Annotated in this window: 17 protein-coding genes; all 17 read left to right on the top strand. The window is 56.1% G+C overall.

Annotated elements, in window-relative coordinates; genetic code table 11:
* Positions 1-29: 29 nt before the first annotated feature.
* The 17 genes from SOM40_RS02865 (at position 30) to SOM40_RS02785 (ending at position 19,644) form a co-directional block, all read left to right on the top strand.
* Positions 30-1,196: a nucleotide sugar dehydrogenase gene (locus SOM40_RS02865; protein WP_320529927.1), complete on the top strand. Its 1,167-nt coding sequence runs from the start codon at positions 30-32 to the stop codon at positions 1,194-1,196.
* A 224-nt stretch (positions 1,197-1,420) separates the two neighbouring features.
* Positions 1,421-1,798 carry a hypothetical protein gene (locus SOM40_RS02860; protein ID WP_320529926.1) on the top strand — a complete coding sequence of 126 codons (378 nt, stop codon included), beginning with the start codon at positions 1,421-1,423 and terminating at the stop codon, positions 1,796-1,798.
* 78 nt (positions 1,799-1,876) lie between these two features.
* Positions 1,877-2,785 (top strand): glycosyltransferase family 92 protein, encoded by a 909-nt coding sequence (locus SOM40_RS02855; RefSeq protein ID WP_320529925.1) that lies wholly within the window; start codon positions 1,877-1,879, stop codon positions 2,783-2,785.
* Positions 2,786-2,854: 69 nt separating this feature from the next.
* Complete coding sequence (locus SOM40_RS02850; protein ID WP_320529924.1) at positions 2,855-4,867, top strand: glycosyltransferase family 2 protein; 2,013 nt, start codon at positions 2,855-2,857, stop codon at positions 4,865-4,867.
* Positions 4,855-5,880, top strand: coding sequence for a glycosyltransferase family protein (locus SOM40_RS02845; protein WP_320529923.1), 1,026 nt, complete (start codon positions 4,855-4,857; stop codon positions 5,878-5,880). Before SOM40_RS02850 ends, SOM40_RS02845 begins: the two co-directional genes overlap by 13 nt.
* A 66-nt stretch (positions 5,881-5,946) precedes the next feature.
* Positions 5,947-7,032 carry a dTDP-glucose 4,6-dehydratase gene (gene rfbB, locus SOM40_RS02840; RefSeq protein WP_320529922.1) on the top strand — a complete coding sequence of 362 codons (1,086 nt, stop codon included), beginning with the start codon at positions 5,947-5,949 and terminating at the stop codon, positions 7,030-7,032.
* Positions 7,032-7,919, top strand: a complete 888-nt coding sequence (gene rfbD, locus SOM40_RS02835) for a dTDP-4-dehydrorhamnose reductase (protein WP_320529921.1) — start codon at positions 7,032-7,034, stop codon at positions 7,917-7,919. Before rfbB ends, rfbD begins: the two co-directional genes overlap by 1 nt.
* An 86-nt stretch (positions 7,920-8,005) precedes the next feature.
* Positions 8,006-8,878 carry a glucose-1-phosphate thymidylyltransferase RfbA gene (rfbA, locus tag SOM40_RS02830; protein WP_166181505.1) on the top strand — a complete coding sequence of 291 codons (873 nt, stop codon included), beginning with the start codon at positions 8,006-8,008 and terminating at the stop codon, positions 8,876-8,878.
* Positions 8,879-8,930: 52 nt separating this feature from the next.
* Positions 8,931-9,479 (top strand): dTDP-4-dehydrorhamnose 3,5-epimerase, encoded by a 549-nt coding sequence (rfbC, locus tag SOM40_RS02825; RefSeq protein WP_262661083.1) that lies wholly within the window; start codon positions 8,931-8,933, stop codon positions 9,477-9,479.
* 50 nt (positions 9,480-9,529) lie between these two features.
* On the top strand, positions 9,530-11,533 hold the full coding sequence (locus SOM40_RS02820; RefSeq protein WP_320529920.1) for a capsule polysaccharide biogenesis protein: 2,004 nt from the start codon (positions 9,530-9,532) through the stop codon (positions 11,531-11,533).
* Between the two features lie 85 nt (positions 11,534-11,618).
* Positions 11,619-12,863 (top strand): capsule polysaccharide biogenesis protein, encoded by a 1,245-nt coding sequence (locus SOM40_RS02815; protein ID WP_320529919.1) that lies wholly within the window; start codon positions 11,619-11,621, stop codon positions 12,861-12,863.
* A 203-nt stretch (positions 12,864-13,066) separates the two neighbouring features.
* On the top strand, positions 13,067-13,966 hold the full coding sequence (locus SOM40_RS02810; RefSeq protein ID WP_320529918.1) for a helix-turn-helix transcriptional regulator: 900 nt from the start codon (positions 13,067-13,069) through the stop codon (positions 13,964-13,966).
* A 43-nt stretch (positions 13,967-14,009) separates the two neighbouring features.
* On the top strand, positions 14,010-15,092 hold the full coding sequence (locus SOM40_RS02805) for a chemotaxis protein (RefSeq protein ID WP_320529917.1): 1,083 nt from the start codon (positions 14,010-14,012) through the stop codon (positions 15,090-15,092).
* Positions 15,093-15,140: 48 nt separating this feature from the next.
* Complete coding sequence (locus SOM40_RS02800; RefSeq protein WP_320529916.1) at positions 15,141-16,712, top strand: cobalamin adenosyltransferase; 1,572 nt, start codon at positions 15,141-15,143, stop codon at positions 16,710-16,712.
* Positions 16,709-16,978 carry a YkgJ family cysteine cluster protein gene (locus tag SOM40_RS02795; protein WP_320529915.1) on the top strand — a complete coding sequence of 90 codons (270 nt, stop codon included), beginning with the start codon at positions 16,709-16,711 and terminating at the stop codon, positions 16,976-16,978. The genes SOM40_RS02800 and SOM40_RS02795 overlap by 4 nt, the downstream gene beginning before the upstream one ends.
* A gap of 218 nt (positions 16,979-17,196) precedes the next feature.
* Positions 17,197-19,347 carry a carbon starvation CstA family protein gene (locus SOM40_RS02790; RefSeq protein WP_320529914.1) on the top strand — a complete coding sequence of 717 codons (2,151 nt, stop codon included), beginning with the start codon at positions 17,197-17,199 and terminating at the stop codon, positions 19,345-19,347.
* 93 nt (positions 19,348-19,440) lie between these two features.
* Complete coding sequence (locus SOM40_RS02785; RefSeq protein ID WP_032616354.1) at positions 19,441-19,644, top strand: YbdD/YjiX family protein; 204 nt, start codon at positions 19,441-19,443, stop codon at positions 19,642-19,644.
* Positions 19,645-19,654 lie beyond the last annotated feature (10 nt).

Genomic DNA, 19,654 nt, shown 5'->3' with positions numbered 1-19,654 from the left:
ATGTAATTACTTTATTTAAGCGATCCACAATGAATATTACAATCGCCGGAACCGGCTATGTCGGCCTTTCCAATGCTGTACTTCTTGCTCAGCATCATCAAGTCATAGCCCTTGACGTCGTGCCTGAGAAAGTCGAGCAAATTAACCAACGACAGTCCCCTATTGCCGATAAAGAGCTTGAGGATTACTTAGCCAACAAGCCACTTAATCTTCGAGCCACGCTGGATAAATTCGAAGCCTATGAAAGTGCAGAATTTATCATTATCGCCACTCCGACCGATTACGACCCTGAGACCAATTACTTCAACACTAATACTGTCGAAGCCGTGATCCGCGATGTGATGAGTATTAATCCGCATGCCGTTATGGTCATCAAATCCACTATTCCGGTGGGCTTTACCGAGCGGATGCGTCAGGAGTGTGGTACTGAGAATCTGATTTTCTCCCCTGAATTCCTGCGTGAAGGGCGTGCTCTTTATGACAACCTTCATCCGTCACGTATCGTGGTGGGTGAGTGCAGCGAACGTGCGCAGCGTTTTGCCGATCTGCTCAAAGAAGGTGCTATTAAGCAGGACGTTCAGGTGCTGTTAACCGGCAGTACCGAAGCCGAAGCCATCAAGCTGTTTGCCAATACCTACCTCGCCATGCGAGTCGCCTATTTTAATGAGCTTGATACTTATGCTCAGTCTCACGGATTAGATAGCCGCCAGATTATCGAAGGCATTGGTCTGGATCCGCGAATTGGCACGCACTATAACAACCCTTCGTTTGGCTATGGCGGCTACTGTCTGCCTAAAGACACCAAGCAGTTGTTAGCCAATTATCAGGAAGTGCCGAATAACCTGATCCGCGCGATTGTTGACGCTAATACAACCCGTAAGGATTTTGTTGCTGACAGCGTCATCGCCCGCCAGCCTAAGGTTGTGGGCATCCATCGTCTGGTGATGAAAGCCGGTTCTGATAACTTCCGCTCCTCAGCTATTCAGGGGATCATGAAGCGTATCAAAGCGAAGGGGATCGAGGTGGTCGTGTTTGAACCAACCATCAAAGCAGACAGCTTCTTTAACTCTCGCGTCATACGCGAACTGGATGAATTTAAAGCTATTAGCGACGTGATACTTTGCAACAGGATGGCGAGCGAGTTAAGCGAAGTAACGGATAAAGTGTATACAAGGGATCTTTTTGGATCTGATTGATTTATAAATAAATTCCCAAGGAACAAGCGGATATGGCTACCTCTGAGTTGTATTCATTTTTTTGTCTCCGGTGAAAAATATACTGTCATTCCACATGATTAAGCGTGTAACCGAGCGTTAATCGGGCCTTACGAATTGTTATCGTGCTATATAATTTCCATGCATACTTCGTAAGTGGTCTATCCACCCAAGCAATACTAATAATAACTTGAGTGTCGAAAAGAATGACAAACCGATACACGCTTTCCGCAACACCATTGACTGCCTCTAATGCACAGTTGCGCTGGAACATTGATACAACCTCTAACCAGGAGCCCCTAACGCTAACCCACGGTCGCGTTGAAGTCCGGGGCTGGCTACTGGCAGATGGCGAACGCTCACCACGTCTTGCCATCAAGAACGATTACGCTACCTATAGCTATCCGTTCAATGTCAAACGCCCTGATGTCATAGCTGCCGTCCTGCAGGAACCCGCGGATAATCATTCCCGCTTAAACTGTGGCTTCAGCATTAATGTGCCCTTCTCGTCTCAAATCACCCTCGGACTTGAGTCTGATGGTTTGATTACCTGGCTGACGGAGTTGAATTTCTCCCCGGCCTGATAAGTTTTACCTGGTGCCAGCATCAAGCATTCCTGCTGATGGCTGGCACGGTATTCCGATAATCGGTTGGATAAAAATGTGAACCTCTATATTGCCGCCATCGTTAAAGATGAATTTGCAGGCCTGCTTGAGTGGATAGCGTATCACCGGGCTTTAGGTGTGAATGGATTTGTAATTGCAGATAATGGCAGTCGTGACGGAAGCCGCGAGTTGCTCGCTTCCCTGGCGCGTCTGGGGATTGTGACGGTTATCGATCAACCGGATGTAGTAAATCAAAAACCGCAGCTCCCGGCCTACGAGCGCATTTTACGTAGCTGTTCCCGCGATATTGATCTGCTCGCCTTCATTGACGCCGATGAGTTTTTATTGCCGTTATCGCCCGATGTAAATGTCGTCGATTTCTTCGCGTCGCATTTTTCTGATGAAAGCGTCAGCGCCATTGCCCTGAACTGGTCCATTTTTGGCTCAAATGGCGAACTCTTTGCCGAAGAAGGTCTGGTCACAGAACGTTTCACTCGCCATGCACCTATAAAATTTAATGTTCACCACAACTTTAAAAGCGTGGTGAAACCTGAGCGCGTGAACCATTTTCATAATCCACACTGTGCCGATCTGCGCTATGGCCGCTACATCGATGCGCTGGGCAACGACATGGTTTTACACCCGAAACATGGTCCCGGTGTCAGCGCCGAAGTAGTCTGGAACGGGGTGCGGGTTAACCATTACGCAGTTAAATCACTGGAAGAGTTCTTACTCGGTAAACACCTGCGCGGCAGCGCAGCATCGGCAAACCGCGTAAAACACAAAGCCTATTTCAAAGCCCACGATCGCAACGACGAAACCTGCCTGCTGGCGGCCGCCCTGGCCCCGAAAGTCAAAGCAGAAATGGCCGCGTTGCAGGCGCAGCTGGATGCCTTGCCAAAAGAAGAGAGTCCGCAGAAGAGCGACTCCTGGCTGGCGACCCGCGTTAAAAAGTTAATCGGCTAATCGACGTTTTTCCCCATATTCGACAGGAGTCAGAAGTGGCCTTCCCCACTTCCGGGTTGTGAATCCCTAATGCATAGCGATTACCACTGGCACCCTCTGGCGCTGCCAGACACCTCTTTATCCCGCGCGGGCTGGTTCCTGATCCAGGGCTCCCTGCGTGCCCGCCAGCCGCGGGGTGAAACCCGTCTGCGCTGGCAGTGCAGCCAGGGGCTCTGGCATGAACAGATCCTGCCGATTACCCGCCGTGGCACCCTGCAGGAGCTGGTCTGGCTACCGGTGGGTGCCTGTCAGGTGGGCCTGCTCGCCAGCAGCGAAGGGGCGGAATGCGAACTGAATATTACCCGCTTTGCGCAGGTGTCGGCGGGCAACAGTCTCTGGCGCCGGTTGCGTCGGGTGTGGCCTTTTTATCAGCGCCTGAATGCGCAAAAGCGCAAGCGTCTGGGGCTGTCGTGGCACCTATGGTTTACCGATTTACAGCAGGCTTACGAGCTGGTTGGCAAGATCCGCGACGACAGGCCGCTGCACGCCTACGAACACTGGCTGGCTAATTTCGATATCGTGCAGCCCGGTGAGCGCCGGCTGATCGATCGTCTGCTGACCCGCTGGGGCAACCTGCCCCACGTCTGCCTGCATCTGGTGAACGGCGGCGATGAGGCGGCACGCCAGCGCACGCTGGCCAGCATCGCGGCACTCTGTTATCCGACAACGCATATCACCGTGCTGGAGCAGCCGCCTGCCGCAGACAGACCAGAGGGCGAATGGCAGTGGGCCATCCCCGTGGGGGCTGAACTGGCTCCGGCCGCGTTAGTGTGGCTGGCGCACCAGTTGCGTCAGACCCCGGACGCAAAATGGATCTACGGCGATCACGATCTGCTGGATGAAAAAGGCAAGCGCCACTCGCCGGACTTCAAGCCGGACTGGAACGAAACCCTGCTGCACAGTCAGAACTATATCGGCTGGTGTGGTCTCTGGCGGGAACAGGGCTCTGCCGCCATTCCGCAAGATGGGGCCGACAGCTATCGCGGATGGTTGCAGCTGGCCCACCAGCTCGCCCCGAAGGATATCGCGCATATCCCTGCTCTGCTGATGCACGTCCCGGACACGCTACCGCAGCAGGACGGGTATGAAACGCTGGCCAGCCTGCTGCAGGACCTGCCCGTCGGGGTGACGCTGGAGTCGGCTCCGCACGGCATCTGCCGCTGGCGCTGGCCGCTCCCGGCAGAGCTGCCGCGGGTATCGGTGATTATTCCCACCCGCAATGGCCTGGCGCATCTCAGGCCCTGTATTGAAAGCCTGGTGCAGCACACCCGTTATCCAAATATCGAAATCATGGTGATGGATAACCAGAGCGACGACCCTGAAACCCTGGCTTATTTTGAACATATCACCCAGGCGTACGGGGTCCGGGTTATCGCCTGGGATCGTCCGTTTAACTACTCCGCTATTAACAATGCCGGAGTGCGCGAAGCCACAGGCGAGCTGATCTGCCTGCTCAACAACGACACCGAGGTGATCAATCCGCTGTGGCTGGATGAGATGGTCTCTCACCTGCTGCGTCCGGGCGTCGGGATAGTCGGGGCAAGGCTCTTTTACGGCGATGGCCGGGTGCAGCATGCGGGCGACGCGGTCGGGCCAGGCGGCTGTGCCGATCACTTTCACAGTGGGCTGGCCGCCGATGAACCTGGCTATCAGCGCAGGGCGGTGAGCGCCCAGGAGCTGTCGGCGGTGACGGCAGCCTGTCTGCTCACCCCTCGCCAGCTCTTTTTGTCCCTGAACGGCTTAGATGAAGTGAATCTGCCGGTGGCCTTCAACGACGTGGATTACTGTCTGCGGGTCGGCGAGGCTGGCTGGCGGATCGTCTGGACCCCCTTTGCCGAGCTGTACCATCATGAGTCGGTCTCCCGCGGCAAAGATGTCACGCCAGAGCAGCTGGCGCGCTCCCAGGGTGAGCTGCGTTACATGAAAAAACGCTGGGCGCAGCGGCTCCAGCACGATCCCGCATACAATCCCAACCTGAGCTATGACCGACCCGATTTCTCGTTAAGTCATGCTCCTAATGTGGTGTTGCCATGGACGAATTAATCAGAAAGGCACTCTTTAAACCCTACCTGAAGTTGAATAAGCAAAGCAGCGAGACGCAGCCGGAGAGCTGGCCCGAGTGCCGCTCACTGTTGATTTTGCATGAGGGGAATTCACCGACGCTGGCCTATTTTGAAGCGGCAATCAGAAGTCGTTTTCCCGACGCCGTCTGTCGGCTGGTGGATACGTTGACCACGCCGTCTATCGAAGTGGATAAAGGGACCGCCATCGTGGTCATTCGCTTTATCTCCACAGAGTGGCAGCGGGAGATAACGCGCAATATCGACGACCTTTCCCAGGTGGTCTATTTCATGGATGACGATCTGTTCGATCCGTCAGCCTTAACGGCGTTGCCCAAAGCCTACCGGACCAAAATCATCCGGCGCTCTGCGGCGCAGCACCGCTGGATCACCACCCACTGCGACACTATCTGGGTCTCGACGCCGTATCTGGCCAACAAATATGCGCACCTGAATCCCGATGTGGTGCCCGCCCAGCCCACGCCGCAGCTGCTGGCCGTCACCCGGCCGGTTAAAATTGCTTATCACGGCTCCAGCTCGCATCAGGCAGAAAAATACTGGCTGCGGGAAGTGGTCGAAGGCGTGCTGAGCCAGTGCCCACAGGCCAGCTTCGAAATTTTTGGCGAGCATGAAATCTATAAGCTTTACCGGGACTTACCGCGTGTGACGGTTTTACACCCGATGAGCTGGCAGAACTATCTGGATTACACCCAGCATCACCGGGTTGATATTGGTCTGGCCCCGTTACTGAAGTCGGAATTTAATATGGCGCGCGGGCCAGTAAAATTTTATGATTTCGTGCGCATGGGCGCGGTAGGGGTTTACAGTAATTGCGCCCCGTACAGCGACTTTATCGAGCAAAATATCAACGGCGTGCTGCTGAACAACGATCCGCAAAAGTGGATCGATACCTTATCGCTGCTGGTAAATTCCGGGCAAAAGCGTCAGGCGCTGGCGAATAATGCGAAGGAATATACGTATTCGTTAATGCATTAACACAGGACAGAGCAGAGACTGCCTTCTGGTGACCATTTCATCCAATAGAAAAAGTAAAAAACGCTTATGAAAATTCTTGTAACCGGTGGAGCCGGTTTTATCGGTTCTGCTGTTGTTCGCCATATCATCCGTGACACTCAGGATGCGGTGATCAACCTTGATAAGCTTACCTATGCAGGCAACCTCGAATCCCTCGCCGACGTGGCCGCAAGCGGCCGCTACGCCTTCGAGCAGGTAGATATCTGTAACCGTGCTGAGCTGGACCGGGTCTTTGCCACCCACCAGCCGGATGCGGTGATGCACCTGGCCGCCGAGAGCCACGTGGATCGCTCCATCACCGGCCCGGCCGATTTTATCGAAACCAATATCGTCGGCACCTACACGCTGCTCGAAGCAGCCCGCGCCTACTGGAGCGAGCTGGATGAAACCCGCAAGCAGGCGTTTCGTTTCCACCACATTTCTACCGACGAAGTGTATGGCGATCTGCCACACCCGGATGAAGTGAGCGCAGGCACTGAGTTACCGCTGTTCACCGAAACCACCCCGTACGCGCCAAGCAGCCCGTACTCGGCGTCGAAAGCCTCCAGCGATCATCTGGTGCGCGCATGGCGTCGTACCTATGGCCTGCCGACCATCGTCACCAACTGCTCCAACAACTACGGCCCGTATCACTTCCCTGAGAAGCTGATCCCGCTGGTGATCCTCAACGCGCTGGACGGCAAGGCGCTGCCAATCTACGGCAAAGGCGATCAGATCCGCGACTGGCTGTACGTCGAAGATCACGCCCGTGCGCTCTACACCGTGGTTACCACCGGCGTGGTGGGCGAGACCTACAACATCGGCGGCCACAACGAAAAGCAGAACCTCGACGTGGTCCACACCATCTGCGACCTGCTCGACGAGATGGTGCCGAAAACCGGCTCCTACCGCGACCAGATCACCTACGTGACTGACCGCCCGGGCCACGACCGTCGCTATGCCATCGATGCCAGCAAAATGAGCCATGAGCTGAACTGGCAGCCGCAGGAGACCTTCGAGTCAGGCATCCGCAAAACCGTGCAGTGGTATCTGGATAACCAGCAGTGGGTCAACAACGTGAAAAGCGGCAGTTATCAGGACTGGATCGCGAAGAACTACCAGGAGCGCAACTGATGCATATTCTGCTGTTCGGCAAAAATGGCCAGGTGGGCTGGGAGCTGCAGCGCGCGCTGCTGCCGCTGGGACGTATTACGGCGGTGGATTTTGACTCTACCGATTACTGCGGTGACTTCAGCAACCCGGAAGGCGTGGCCGAGACCGTGCGTCTGCTGAAGCCGGACGTGATCGTCAACGCCGCCGCCCATACCGCGGTGGATAAAGCCGAGAGCGAGCGTGACTTTGCCGAGCGGCTCAACGCCACCAGCGTTGCCGCCATCGCCAAAGAGGCCGAGGCGCTGGGCGCGTGGCTGGTGCACTATTCCACCGACTATGTCTTTAACGGCAGCGGCGAAAAGCCGTGGGTCGAGACAGACCAGACCGCCCCGCTGAACGTCTACGGCGAAACCAAGCTGGCGGGCGAACAGGCCGCTTCGCTCTGCTCCCGTCATCTGATCTTCCGTACCAGCTGGGTCTATGCCGCCCGCGGCGCCAACTTCGCTAAAACCATGCTGCGTTTTGGTAAAGAGCGTAGCGAGATGTCGGTCATCAACGATCAGTTTGGTGCCCCGACCGGAGCAGAACTGCTGGCCGACTGCACCGCACATGCAATCCGTATCGCGCAGGATAAACCTGAAGTGGCCGGGCTTTATCACCTGATCGCCTCTGGCACCACTACCTGGTTCGACTATGCCCAGCGCGTATTCGCCACCGCTCGTGCGGCAGGCGTTGAGCTGGCCGTAACCCAGGTGAACGCCGTCCCGACCAGCGCCTTCCCGACCCCGGCAAAACGTCCGCATAACTCACGTCTCGATACCAGCAAGTTCCAGCGCACCTTCGGGATGACGCTGCCGGACTGGACTATCGGCGTGGATCGCATGCTGGCCGAAATTCTCGGGAAATAAATACAACCCAGGGTATGCTATGCATGCCTTGTTGTAGGGCGTTTTGCCCTCCCGGAACATGTAACCAAACAGAAGAATGAAGGATTATGAACAAGCGTAAAGGTATTATTCTGGCCGGTGGGTCAGGGACTCGTCTCTATCCGGTCACCATGGCGGTGAGCAAACAGCTGCTGCCGATCTACGACAAACCGATGATCTACTACCCGCTGAGCACCCTGATGCTGGCCGGTATCCGCGATATCCTGATCATCAGCACCCCACAGGATACGCCGCGCTTTGAGCAACTGCTCGGCGACGGCAGCCAGTGGGGCCTGAACCTGCAGTACAAAGTGCAGCCAAGCCCGGACGGTCTGGCTCAAGCCTTTATCCTCGGTGAAGAGTTCATCGGCAGCGACGACTGCGCGCTGGTGCTGGGCGACAACATCTTCTACGGTCACGATCTGCAGAAACAGCTGGAAGCTGCCGCGGCGAAAACTGCAGGCGCCACCGTCTTTGCCTATCATGTACATGATCCTGAGCGTTATGGCGTGGTGGAGTTTGACCATGCAGGCACCGCGATCTCCCTGGAAGAGAAGCCGCTGGAACCGAAAAGCAACTATGCGGTAACCGGCCTCTACTTCTACGACAACCGTGTGGTTGAGATTGCCAAAAGCCTGAAACCATCGCCGCGCGGCGAGCTGGAAATCACCGACGTGAACCGCATCTACCTTGAGCAGGGCGATCTGTCAGTCGCCATGATGGGCCGTGGTTATGCCTGGCTTGATACCGGCACCCATGAGAGCCTGATTGAGGCCAGCAACTTCATCCAGACCATCGAAACCCGTCAGGGGCTGAAAGTGGCCTGTCCTGAAGAGATTGCCTACCGTCTGAAGTTTATCGATGCCGATCAGGTGCGCAAATTAGCCGCGCCGCTGGCGAAGAATGCGTACGGGCAATATCTGCTGAAAATGCTCAAGTAGTCATCATTAACTCCTGGGGCGTGAAGCCCCATTTATGAATCAGGCTGTCACCATGAACGTAATTCAGACCGCAATTCCCGACGTATTTATCTTTGAGCCAAAAGTGTTTGGCGATGACCGTGGTTTCTTCTTCGAAAGCTTTAACCACCAGCAGTTCGAAGCCGCCATTGGCCGCAGCGTAAACTTCGTCCAGGACAACCACTCCAAATCCTCAAAGGGCGTGTTACGTGGCCTGCACTACCAGCTGGCGCCACATGCGCAGGGCAAACTGGTCCGTTGCGTGGCCGGGGAAGTATTCGACGTGGCGGTGGATATTCGCCAGTACTCCCCGACCTTCGGTCAGTGGGTGGGTGTGCATCTGTCGGGTGAGAACAAGCGTCAGCTGTGGATCCCGGAAGGTTTCGCCCACGGCTTTATGACCCTGAGCGACACCGCAGAATTCCTGTACAAAACCACTAACTACTATGCGCCGGAGAGCGACCGCGGTATCCGCTGGAACGATGAGACCATCGGAATTACATGGCCAGAAATCGACAGCGAGATCCTCACCTCCGCCAAAGACAGCGTTGCCAAATCCTTCCCTGACGCAGAGTACTTCTGAGTCACACGCCCCGCAGTGACGCGGGGCGTTTTCTGATGCACAGAGCGCACATGAAATTTTACACAGGTTCAGCCGGGATCCTGGCCCGAAAAGCACAGCTCGAGCCGATGCTTGGCCGTCCGCTACACGCCTTTAAAACGGGCATGCGGCTGGCGCAGGACGATGTGCTGGTCGGCTGGGGCCAGAAAGCCAATACCCGACAGATCAAACAGAAAGCCCACGATCTCGGCCTGCCGTACTGGCAGCTGGAGGATGGCTTTATCGGGTATATCGGCCACCCCGCCAGAGGGGGCAAGGCCGTCTCGCTGATCGCCGATCCTGTGGGCATTTACTACGACGCTCGCCAGCCGAGCCGCCTGGAGCAGCTGATCGCCACGCCGTGCGATGACAGCATGCTGGCGCGGGCCGACGCACTCATCTCTGAACTGCTGCGCCTGGGCATCACCAAGTACAACTGTTATGCCGCCGACAGCGGCCTGCCCGACGCGCTGGCTGCCCTTCTGCACAATGACACCCGCCCCAACGTGCTGCTGATCGACCAGGTGGCAGGGGATCTCTCTATCCCCGGTGCGCTCGCCAGCGAGGCGGATTTTATTGAGATGGTCGCGGCTGCGCGGCGGAATCACCCTGACGCCCGCCTGCTGCTGCGCACCCATCCGGATACCCGGCTGGGCAAGAAGCGCGGCGTACTGGCGCAGATGCAGCTGGACGAGGTGGAGCTGGTCACTGAGCACTGCCATCCCCATGCCCTGCTGAATGAGGTGGAGGCGGTCTATACCGTCTCCTCGCAGATGGGGTTTGAAGCCCTGCTGCTGGGCAAAGCGGTGTACTGCTTCGGCATGCCGTTCTACGCCAGCTGGGGGCTGACCCACGACAGCAAACAGTGTGAACGTCGTCAGGCCCAAATTAGCCTGCCGCAGCTGGTGGCGGCGGCGTTAATCCTCTATCCCCGCTATCTGGATCCGGTCCTGGGCCAGCGTTGCGAAGTGGAGCAGGTGCTGGAGGTCATTGCGGGTCAGTTGACCCCGGCCCCGCGCTATCGCCGCCTCTATATGGTGGGCTTCTCGCTGTGGAAGCGCGCCTTTATGCGCGCCTTCTGCCAGCCGCTGGCCACGGAGCTGCGCTTCGTGCGCACTCCGCCTGCACAGCTGGCCGCTGACGAGCAGGTGCTGGTCTGGGGCAGCCGTTATCCTGAGCTGGCAAACCCGATCCGGGTGGAAGATGGCTTTATTCGCTCCCGGGGGCTGGGCTCGAACCTGTGTCGCCCCTCTTCGCTCTCCATCGATCCGGTGGGGATCTACTTTGACAGCCGCCGTCCGAGCGGGCTGGAGCAGTTGCTTAATGAGCAGCCGCTCAGCGAGCAGGCGCTGGCGCGCGGTGCGGCGCTGGTGGATCTGCTCCGCCAGCACGGGGTCAGTAAATATAACGTGGGCACCGTGCAGCCCTTCACGCCGCCCGGCGACGGACGTTCGCTGGTGCTGGTGGTGGGCCAGGTCGATGGCGATGCCTCGATCCTCACCGGCAGCCCGGTGATCCGCAGCAACGAGCAGCTGCTATGGGCGGTGCGCGCTGCCCGGCCCGAGGCGCATATCCTGTTTAAACCGCACCCGGACGTGGTGGCGGGCAACCGGGCCGGTGCCATCTCGGCCGAATGCCTGGCGAGCTGCGTGGACAGCCAGGTGCTGGATCTCGGCCTGACCAGCCTCTATCCCCATGTCGACGAGCTGCACACCATGACCTCCCTCAGCGGGTTCGAAGCGCTGGTGCAGGGGGTGAAGGTCACCACCTGGGGCCAGCCGTTCTACAGCGGCTGGGGATTGACCGAAGATATCCATCCTGCTGAGCGCCGTCAGCGTACCCTGCCGCTGGCCGCGCTGGTCTACCTGACGCTGGTGGCCTATCCGCGTTATATCGACTGGCAGAGCGGTTTGTGGATGAGCCCGGAACAGCTGATCCGTCAGCTGGCGGTGCAGGGAAACTCCTCATCGCAGAAGGCCAGCCGCTGGCAACGCTGGCAGCTCAAGCTGAGCTATCTCGCGCAGACACTTCGCTAGCGAACTATTTATCCTGATTTATTAAAGAAAAGCGGTCATCAAGCCGTTACACACTGTTCATCAACGGACCGATCTGGGAAAAATAATGGAAGAGCAAGCTATCCGCCATCTGCTGAATGGCCGTCGATATCTGTTACTACAAGGACCGATGGGCCCCTGCTTTTCACGTCTGGCAAGCTGGTTGCAGAGCAGCCACCGTGAAGTGAAGCAGGTCTGCTTTAATGCCGGGGACTCATGGTATGCCGCGAAAGAGACCGCGCTGCACTATACCGGCTCAGTAAAGAATTTTGCCTTCTGGCTGCGTGAGTTACACAAAACCTACCCCTTCGACACCATCGTCTGTTTTGGTGACTGCCGACCGATGCACATCGAAGCGAAGAAGTGGGCCCGCAGCAAATCCATCGATTTCCTGGCGTTTGAAGAGGGCTATTTCCGGCCGTTCTACATCACCCTGGAAAAAGGGGGCGTGAATGCCTTCTCGTCGATGCCTGTCGATGCGAAGTATTATCGCGAGCAGCCGCTGCCGGAGGTAAAAACCCCGACGCCGTGGAAGCCGAGCTCCTTTAACCGTGCCGCCCATGCCATGCTCTACTATGCAGCGGGCTGGTTTGGCCGCCATCGCTACCGCGGCTACCGCCACCACAAGTCGTTCTCCCCGTGGTACGAGATGCGCTGCTGGTTCCGCGCCGGTCGCCGTAAGCTGTGGTACCGCTGGCAGCAGCGCAACATGTTGAGCCATATCACCGGCACGCTGGATAACGAATACTACCTGGCGATTTTGCAGGTCTATAACGACAGCCAGATTATTCACCATAGCCCGTATAAAGACGTGCGTGACTATATCGAAACCGTGATCCGCTCCTTTGCCCGCCATGCGTCGAAAGAGCGCCATCTGGTGTTCAAGCATCATCCGATGGATCGCGGCCATCGTTTTTACGGCACCCTGATCAACAAGCTGACCGAGAAGTACAACATTACGGGCCGGGTGATCTACGTCCACGATCTCTCCCTGCCCGCTCTGCTGACTCACACCCGGGGGGTGATCACCGTCAACAGCACTGCAGGCCTGTCGGCGTTGATCCATAACAAACCGCTCAAGGTGATGGGCAAAGCGCTGTACGACATCGAAGGGTTAACCTGGCAGGGGCCGCTGAACCAGTTCTGGCAGGCGAACTTTGCCCCCGATATGAAGTTGTTCCAGCGTTTTCGTACGCATCTGCTCTATCACACGCAGATCAATGCCGTCTTTTACGGCAAGTCCGACTGGCTCAACATTCCGACAGAAGTCCCTCTGACGACACCGCTTGCCGATTCCGAACTCGAACGATAATTCCTCCCCACGCCGGGGAATTTGCCCCGGCGGATCCGATCTATCCCTCGCTTTTATCCCTTCGTTGCAAAAATCCCTAATGTTTATCCCGAAACTGGCCGTTATAACCTAAGACAAATTTTTATGCCCAATTCTGTACTGACATATTTTGTCAGCCGCACCGGCATAATTCACAGCAATGGTTTAAATAACGGGAAGCTAATATGACAATTCCGACCAGGAGTCGCTCGGCTGAAAGGTTGGTTGATATTCTGCTGGAGCTTCATTTACACGGCGTGGTTACCCGCCAGGCATTGATGCATAAATTTAATATTACTGAGCGCACGGTCTATCGCGATCTGAATGCACTTTCGCCCATTGTGGAACGCTGCGGAGACGGGCAGTACCGGCTTATTCATACCCGTCCGGGTCAGTCAGGCCCGGGGCTGCATCATATCATTGCTAACTTTCTGAATGTGGATGATTTTTTCCCGTCAACGGGCCGCGAGTTCTGGGACAAGCTGGAGTCACGGGTCGAGGAAAACCATATTATGATCCTCGGCAACGATGCCGAGCGCACAGGACCCAAAGATATTCACGGCCTGTTAGCCGCCTTTGAAAAGGCGATTAAGGGCCAGCAGGTTTGCCAGATCCTGTATAAAGGAAAGTCCCGACAGATTAATCCCTATAAAGTAATTAACAAAAAGAACATATGGTATTTACAAGCTACCGAAGAAAAGCGTTTGAAATCGTTTTCTTTGAGCCTGATCCAGTGGCTGGATATTCGTAGCGAAACCTTCACGCCGGATAATGACACCCTCGACCTGCTGGAAAAAAACCTCGATCCCTGGGTCAGCGAAGAGACGTTTGAGGTAGACGTATTTATTCCCACCAGCATTGCGCACTATTTTACGCGCCGCGATCTGCTCCCTGGTCAGCAAATTCTGGCGCAAGAGCGCCAGGGGATCACCCTGCGCTGCCATGCCGCACATGAGAACCAGATCCTGCCGCTGCTCTTCTACTGGCTGCCCAACATACAGGTGCTGGAACCGGCCTGGTTGAAAGCCTCATTTTTTAAAACTTTAGAAGATTACCTGGCAGCGGCCCCTGAGTCTGTGGATTAAGGCGGACGTTGCATTAAAGACGACACACAATGGAGAAAAACTAATGGCCTTACCTTTTATCATTCTGGGCGTTGCGGCAGCAGCGACCGCTTTTGGTGGGAAAAAAGCGTATGACGGTTATCAGAAAAAATCTGAAGCCAACGATATTTTTGAGGGTGCCCAGGAGCGTTTTGATAATCGTAAAGAGACTTTCGAGGCGGCCAATACCCTCTCTTCACAGAAGCTTGAACGCCTGGGCGAGAAAGAGTTGCAAATTGGTACTGAATTCAAAGAGTTCAATACCATCGCTAAAGCACTGTTAGAAAAAATGGCCAAAGAGGGGCAGACAGATCTGAACGTGCAGGTTCCCCAGCATCGTCTGAACCAGATTGAAAAACTCTCGATCTCCGCAACAGAGTTTTTAGGCACCGTCATTGGCGCAGGTACCTCTGGTGCCGCGGCAGGCTTTGCCGTCTACAGTGGGGTGATGGCGTTTGCGGCGGCCTCTACCGGCACGCCAATTGCAGCCCTCTCTGGCGCAGCCGCCTATAACGCCACCATGGCCGCTATCGGCGGCGGGTCTCTGGCGGCAGGTGGCTGGGGTATGGCCGGCGGCGCTATGGTGCTGGGCGGTGCCGTTGTGGCGCCACTGATCGCCATTATGGGCTGGGCCTACAATAACCATGCCGAAAAGGCGCTGGAAAATGCCCAGGAGATGGCACGCAAGGTGCGCAAGGCCATTACTCAGATGGATCAGGCCGAAGCCCACCTGATCAACGTGAACCACTATGTGGATAGCATCTATCACTCGCTGGTGCGCATGCATGAAAGTTTCGAACGTTATTTCGACATCCTGAAAGCGACTCATCAAAAAATTGCGGCGGGTCAAAAAGAGATTAACGAACCAGAATCCGTTCTGCAGGCAATTCAAAACGGGTACATGCTCGCCGCCATTATGACCGACGTCATTACCACTCCGCTGTTCAAACCGGTCACCAACGCCCTGAACGAGGCGGTTATCAATGACGATGGCGTGATTGAGCTTGAGGTGGACGAAAACGGCATCAACGTGCTGAACAAACAGGCACTGGATAAGGCTCTGGAAACTTCAGACCAGGAATACGTCCGCTTTTTAGCGAAAGCCTAACCTTGCTGCCGGGCTCCGGCCCGGCACACTGATTCAGGAAACGTCATCATGAGCACAACAACCTTCGACTGGGGAGCCGAGCTACACACCACGGTCGTGAAAAGCCTGACCACCTCATTCGGGCTCGATTTTTTACTGTTCGAAGACAAAAACGGTGGTGATGTGAATACCATCCATAATGTCCGGCAAAACATTTATGGTACTGAAGCGGAGCGCCAACGCTATGAACAGCGCGAAGACTACAACTCCACCCTCTATCATCATGATAAAAACTATATCAACACCAACCGCGAGGGCAAAAAGCAGCGCGAGGCGGGACAATTAAAAGATAGTTACACCGGGGCGACCTTCGCTGCCAATGGGGTGACCAATCTCGATCACATCATTGCGGCCAATGAGATTCACCACGATGCCGGACGCATTCTGGCGGAGATGGACGGCGTCGAGCTGGCGAATGATGCCAGCAACCTGACCTTCACCAACGAATCGCTTAATAAGGCCAAAAAAGCCAAACCGATGAGCGATTTCATTAAGGTGTTGCAGAAGGAATATCAGGCAACGACACAGGAGATTGCCGTGCTGAAAAGCAAACCGGCACTCACGGAACAGGAACAGAAGCGCCTTAAAAAGCTGGAGAATAAAGCCAGCGCCGATTTTGACAAGATGCGCGAGGCGGATGAAAAAGCCCGGGAGCGATACAACGCTACCCTGAGCCAGGCATATTACACCAGCAGCAAATTTGCCCTAAATGTCTCACAAGCATCGCTGACTAACGGCTTCAAAATGGGCACTCGCCAGATGCTGGGTCTGGTACTGGCAGAAGTATGGTTCGAATTTCGCGAACGCATTCCGGCCATGTTCCAGCGCCATCGTCACCATTTTCAGGCCAGCGATTTCGTCGGAGATCTTGGCGATGCGCTACGCGCCGTATGGGAGCGTATCCGCATCAAATTCAAAGAATTCCTCATTGCCTTCAAAGATGGCGCCATCGGTGGCGTGTTATCCACTGTGACCACCACTCTGATGAATATCGTCTTCACCACCCAAAAAATGGCGGTGAGGCTGATCCGAGAGATGTGGAATAACCTGGTGCAGGCGTTGAAGCTGATGGTCTTTAACCCGCAAAACCTGACGCCGGGCGAACTGATGAAAGCGGTCAGTAAAATCATTGCCGCTGGTGTCGCGGTGACCGCTGGCGTCATTATCAACGAACAGTTAGCGACGCTTTTCGCCTTCCCCTTCGGTCCGGAACTGGCAGCATTTTGTGGCGCATTGGCGACCGGCTTGCTCACGCTGACCATGCATTATTTTCTGGAACACAGCAGTGTCATGAAAAGCGTCTGGGCATTTCTGGATCGCTTCCAGGATAAATTCCAGCGTGGCCTGGCCTATTACGAGAAAGTGAATGTCGAACTGGATCGCTACCTGAAGGAGCTGGCAGCGCTTGAGTTTTCAATGAATGTCGAAGAGCTGGCGTTTTTCTCCCATCACCTCAGCCTGGTCAACAGCGAGCTAGAACGGGAGTTCATGCTGCGCCAGGAAATTGAACGACGCAACATCGCTCTGCCCTTCGAGGCGGGAAATCTTGCCTCTGTCAACGACTGGCTAAAATCCTTATGATCCTGACGCCCGCGTTTCCCTGCAATCAGTGCGGTGCCTGCTGCCGCCACGTTAACCGGGCAGATGAGACCCGGTTTCTCGACCGTGGCGATGGCATTTGCCGGCATTACTGCGTGGAGACAAAGCTGTGCAACATCTATGAAAACCGCCCCCTGATTTGCCAGGTGGAAAAACAATTTGTGCTCAATTATCAGCAGCAATACAGCTGGAGCGAGTTCATCGCGCTGAATCAGATCGCCTGTCAGGTGCTTGAAACCCTGGACTGAGCCCCTGTATCACGTGATCCCCTTCACACTATTCCCCCCTGCGACGGCGAGCCTGAACCACTCGCCCTCACCTTTGACCGCTCATCCCGCCATACAACCACTCACCGATTTACCTTCCTTTACGCGCGTAAGGCTCTGGCAAGATCGCCTCAGCATTACTCAACATCTCTCACAGCGAACCCTGACCCTTTTTTTCATCTAAAAAACCAGGTTTTATTATGGACACTAAAAAACTACTTAAGCACGTTCCCTGGCTGCTGCTCGGGATCCTCGGTGCCTGTTGCCTTGCCGTCGTGGCCCTGCGCCGCGGCGAGCACATCAGCGCCCTGTGGATCGTGGCAGCCTCGGTATCGGTCTATCTGGTGGCGTACCGCTACTACAGTCTCTATATCGCGCAGAAGGTCATGAAACTCGACCCGACGCGTGCCACTCCGGCGGTCATTAACAATGACGGCCTGAACTACGTGCCGACCAACCGCTACGTGCTGTTTGGTCACCACTTTGCCGCCATTGCAGGCGCGGGCCCGCTGGTCGGCCCGGTGCTGGCCGCACAGATGGGCTACCTGCCGGGTACCCTGTGGCTGCTCGCCGGCGTGGTGCTGGCGGGTGCGGTGCAGGACTTTATGGTGCTGTTTATCTCTTCCCGCCGTAATGGCGCGTCTCTGGGTGAGATGATCAAAGAAGAGATGGGCCGCGTGCCAGGCACCATCGCCCTGTTCGGCTGCTTCCTGATTATGATCATCATCCTCGCGGTGCTGGCCCTGATCGTGGTGAAAGCCCTGGCGGAAAGCCCGTGGGGCGTGTTCACCGTCTGCTCCACCGTACCGATTGCGCTGTTCATGGGGATCTACATGCGATTCCTGCGTCCAGGTCGCGTGGGTGAAGTGTCGGTGATCGGGATTGTGCTGCTGGTGGCGTCCATTTACTTCGGCGGTGTGATTGCGCACGACCCGTACTGGGGCCCGGCGCTGACCTTCAAAGACACCACCATCACCTTCGTGCTGGTTGGCTATGCCTTTGTCTCTGCCCTGTTGCCGGTATGGCTGATTCTCGCCCCGCGTGACTACCTGGCGACCTTCCTGAAAATCGGCGTGATCGTCGGGCTGGCGATCGGCATCGTGATCATCAACCCGGAGCTGAAAATGCCTGCGGTGACCCAGTACATTGACGGTACCGGTCCACTGTGGAAAGGCGCCCTGTTCCCGTTCCTGTTTATTACCATCGCCTGTGGCGCAGTGTCTGGCTTCCATGCCCTGATTGCTTCCGGCACCACGCCGAAGCTGCTGGCGAACGAGAACGACGCTCGCCTGATTGGTTATGGCGCAATGCTGATGGAATCTTTCGTGGCGATCATGGCCCTGGTGGCAGCGTCCATCATCGAGCCGGGTCTCTACTTCGCGATGAACACCCCGCCAGCCGGTCTGGGCATTACCATGCCGAACCTGCATGAGATGGGCGGTGAAAACACGGCGCTGATCATGGCGCAGCTGAAAGACGCCAGCGCTCATGCGGCGGCAACCGTCAGCTCCTGGGGCTTCGTGATCTCTCCTGAGCAGATCATGCAAACCGCGAAAGACATCGGTGAACCATCGGTGCTGAACCGTGCCGGTGGCGCACCAACCCTGGCGGTGGGTATCGCCCACGTGTTCCACAAAGTGCTGCCATGGGCGGACATGGGCTTCTGGTACCACTTCGGTATTCTGTTCGAAGCGCTGTTCATCCTCACCGCGCTGGACGCCGGTACCCGTGCGGGTCGCTTTATGCTGCAGGATCTGCTGGGTAACTTCGTGCCGTTCCTGAAGAAAACCGACTCTCTGGTTGCTGGGATTCTGGGTACGGCGGGCTGCGTCGGGCTATGGGGCTACCTGCTGTATCAGGGCGTGGTCGACCCACTGGGCGGCGTGAAGAGCCTGTGGCCGCTGTTCGGGATCTCTAACCAGATGCTGGCAGCTGTAGCCCTGGTGCTCGGTACCGTGGTGCTGGTGAAGATGAAGCGTACCAAGTACATCTGGGTGACCGTGGTCCCGGCTCTGTGGCTGCTGCTCTGCACCACCTGGGCGCTGGGTCTGAAACTGTTCAGCACCAATCCGCAGCTGGAAGGCTTCTTCTTTATGGCTAACCAGTACAAAGAGAAGATTGCCGCAGGCGATGAGCTGACGGCGCAGCAGATTGCCAACATGAACCATATCGTGGTGAACAACTACACCAACGCCGGTCTGAGCATTCTGTTCCTGGTGGTGGTTTACAGCATTATCTTCTACGGCATCAAAACCTGGATGAAAGTGCGTAACGCCGACGACCGTACGGACAAAGAGACCCCGTATGTGCCGGTGCCGGAAGGCGGCGTGAAGACCTCTTCACACCATTAATCCTTTCCCCCTCTCCCCTTTGGGGAGAGGGCCGGGGTGAGGGGAAACAACGCCCGGCGGCCCTCGCCGGGCTTTTTCTATCTGGATGACACAATGTTTGGTAACTTAGGCGAAGCTAAAAAATACCTCGGTCAGGCGGCGAAAATGCTGATTGGCATCCCGGACTATGACAACTACGTTGAACATATGAAGACCAACCATCCGGATAAGCCGTACATGACCTACAACGAATTCTTCCGCGAGCGTCAGGAAGCGCGCTACGGCGGAGGAGGAGAAGGCGGCGTACGCTGCTGCTAAAGGAGAGACC

The organism is Leclercia sp. CFBP8987 (assembly GCF_034044995.2).
Taxonomy (GTDB): domain Bacteria; phylum Pseudomonadota; class Gammaproteobacteria; order Enterobacterales; family Enterobacteriaceae; genus Enterobacter; species Enterobacter tamurae.
The sequence above is the reverse complement of the archived record's forward strand: the minus strand, read 5'-3'. Positions and strand labels throughout refer to the sequence as shown.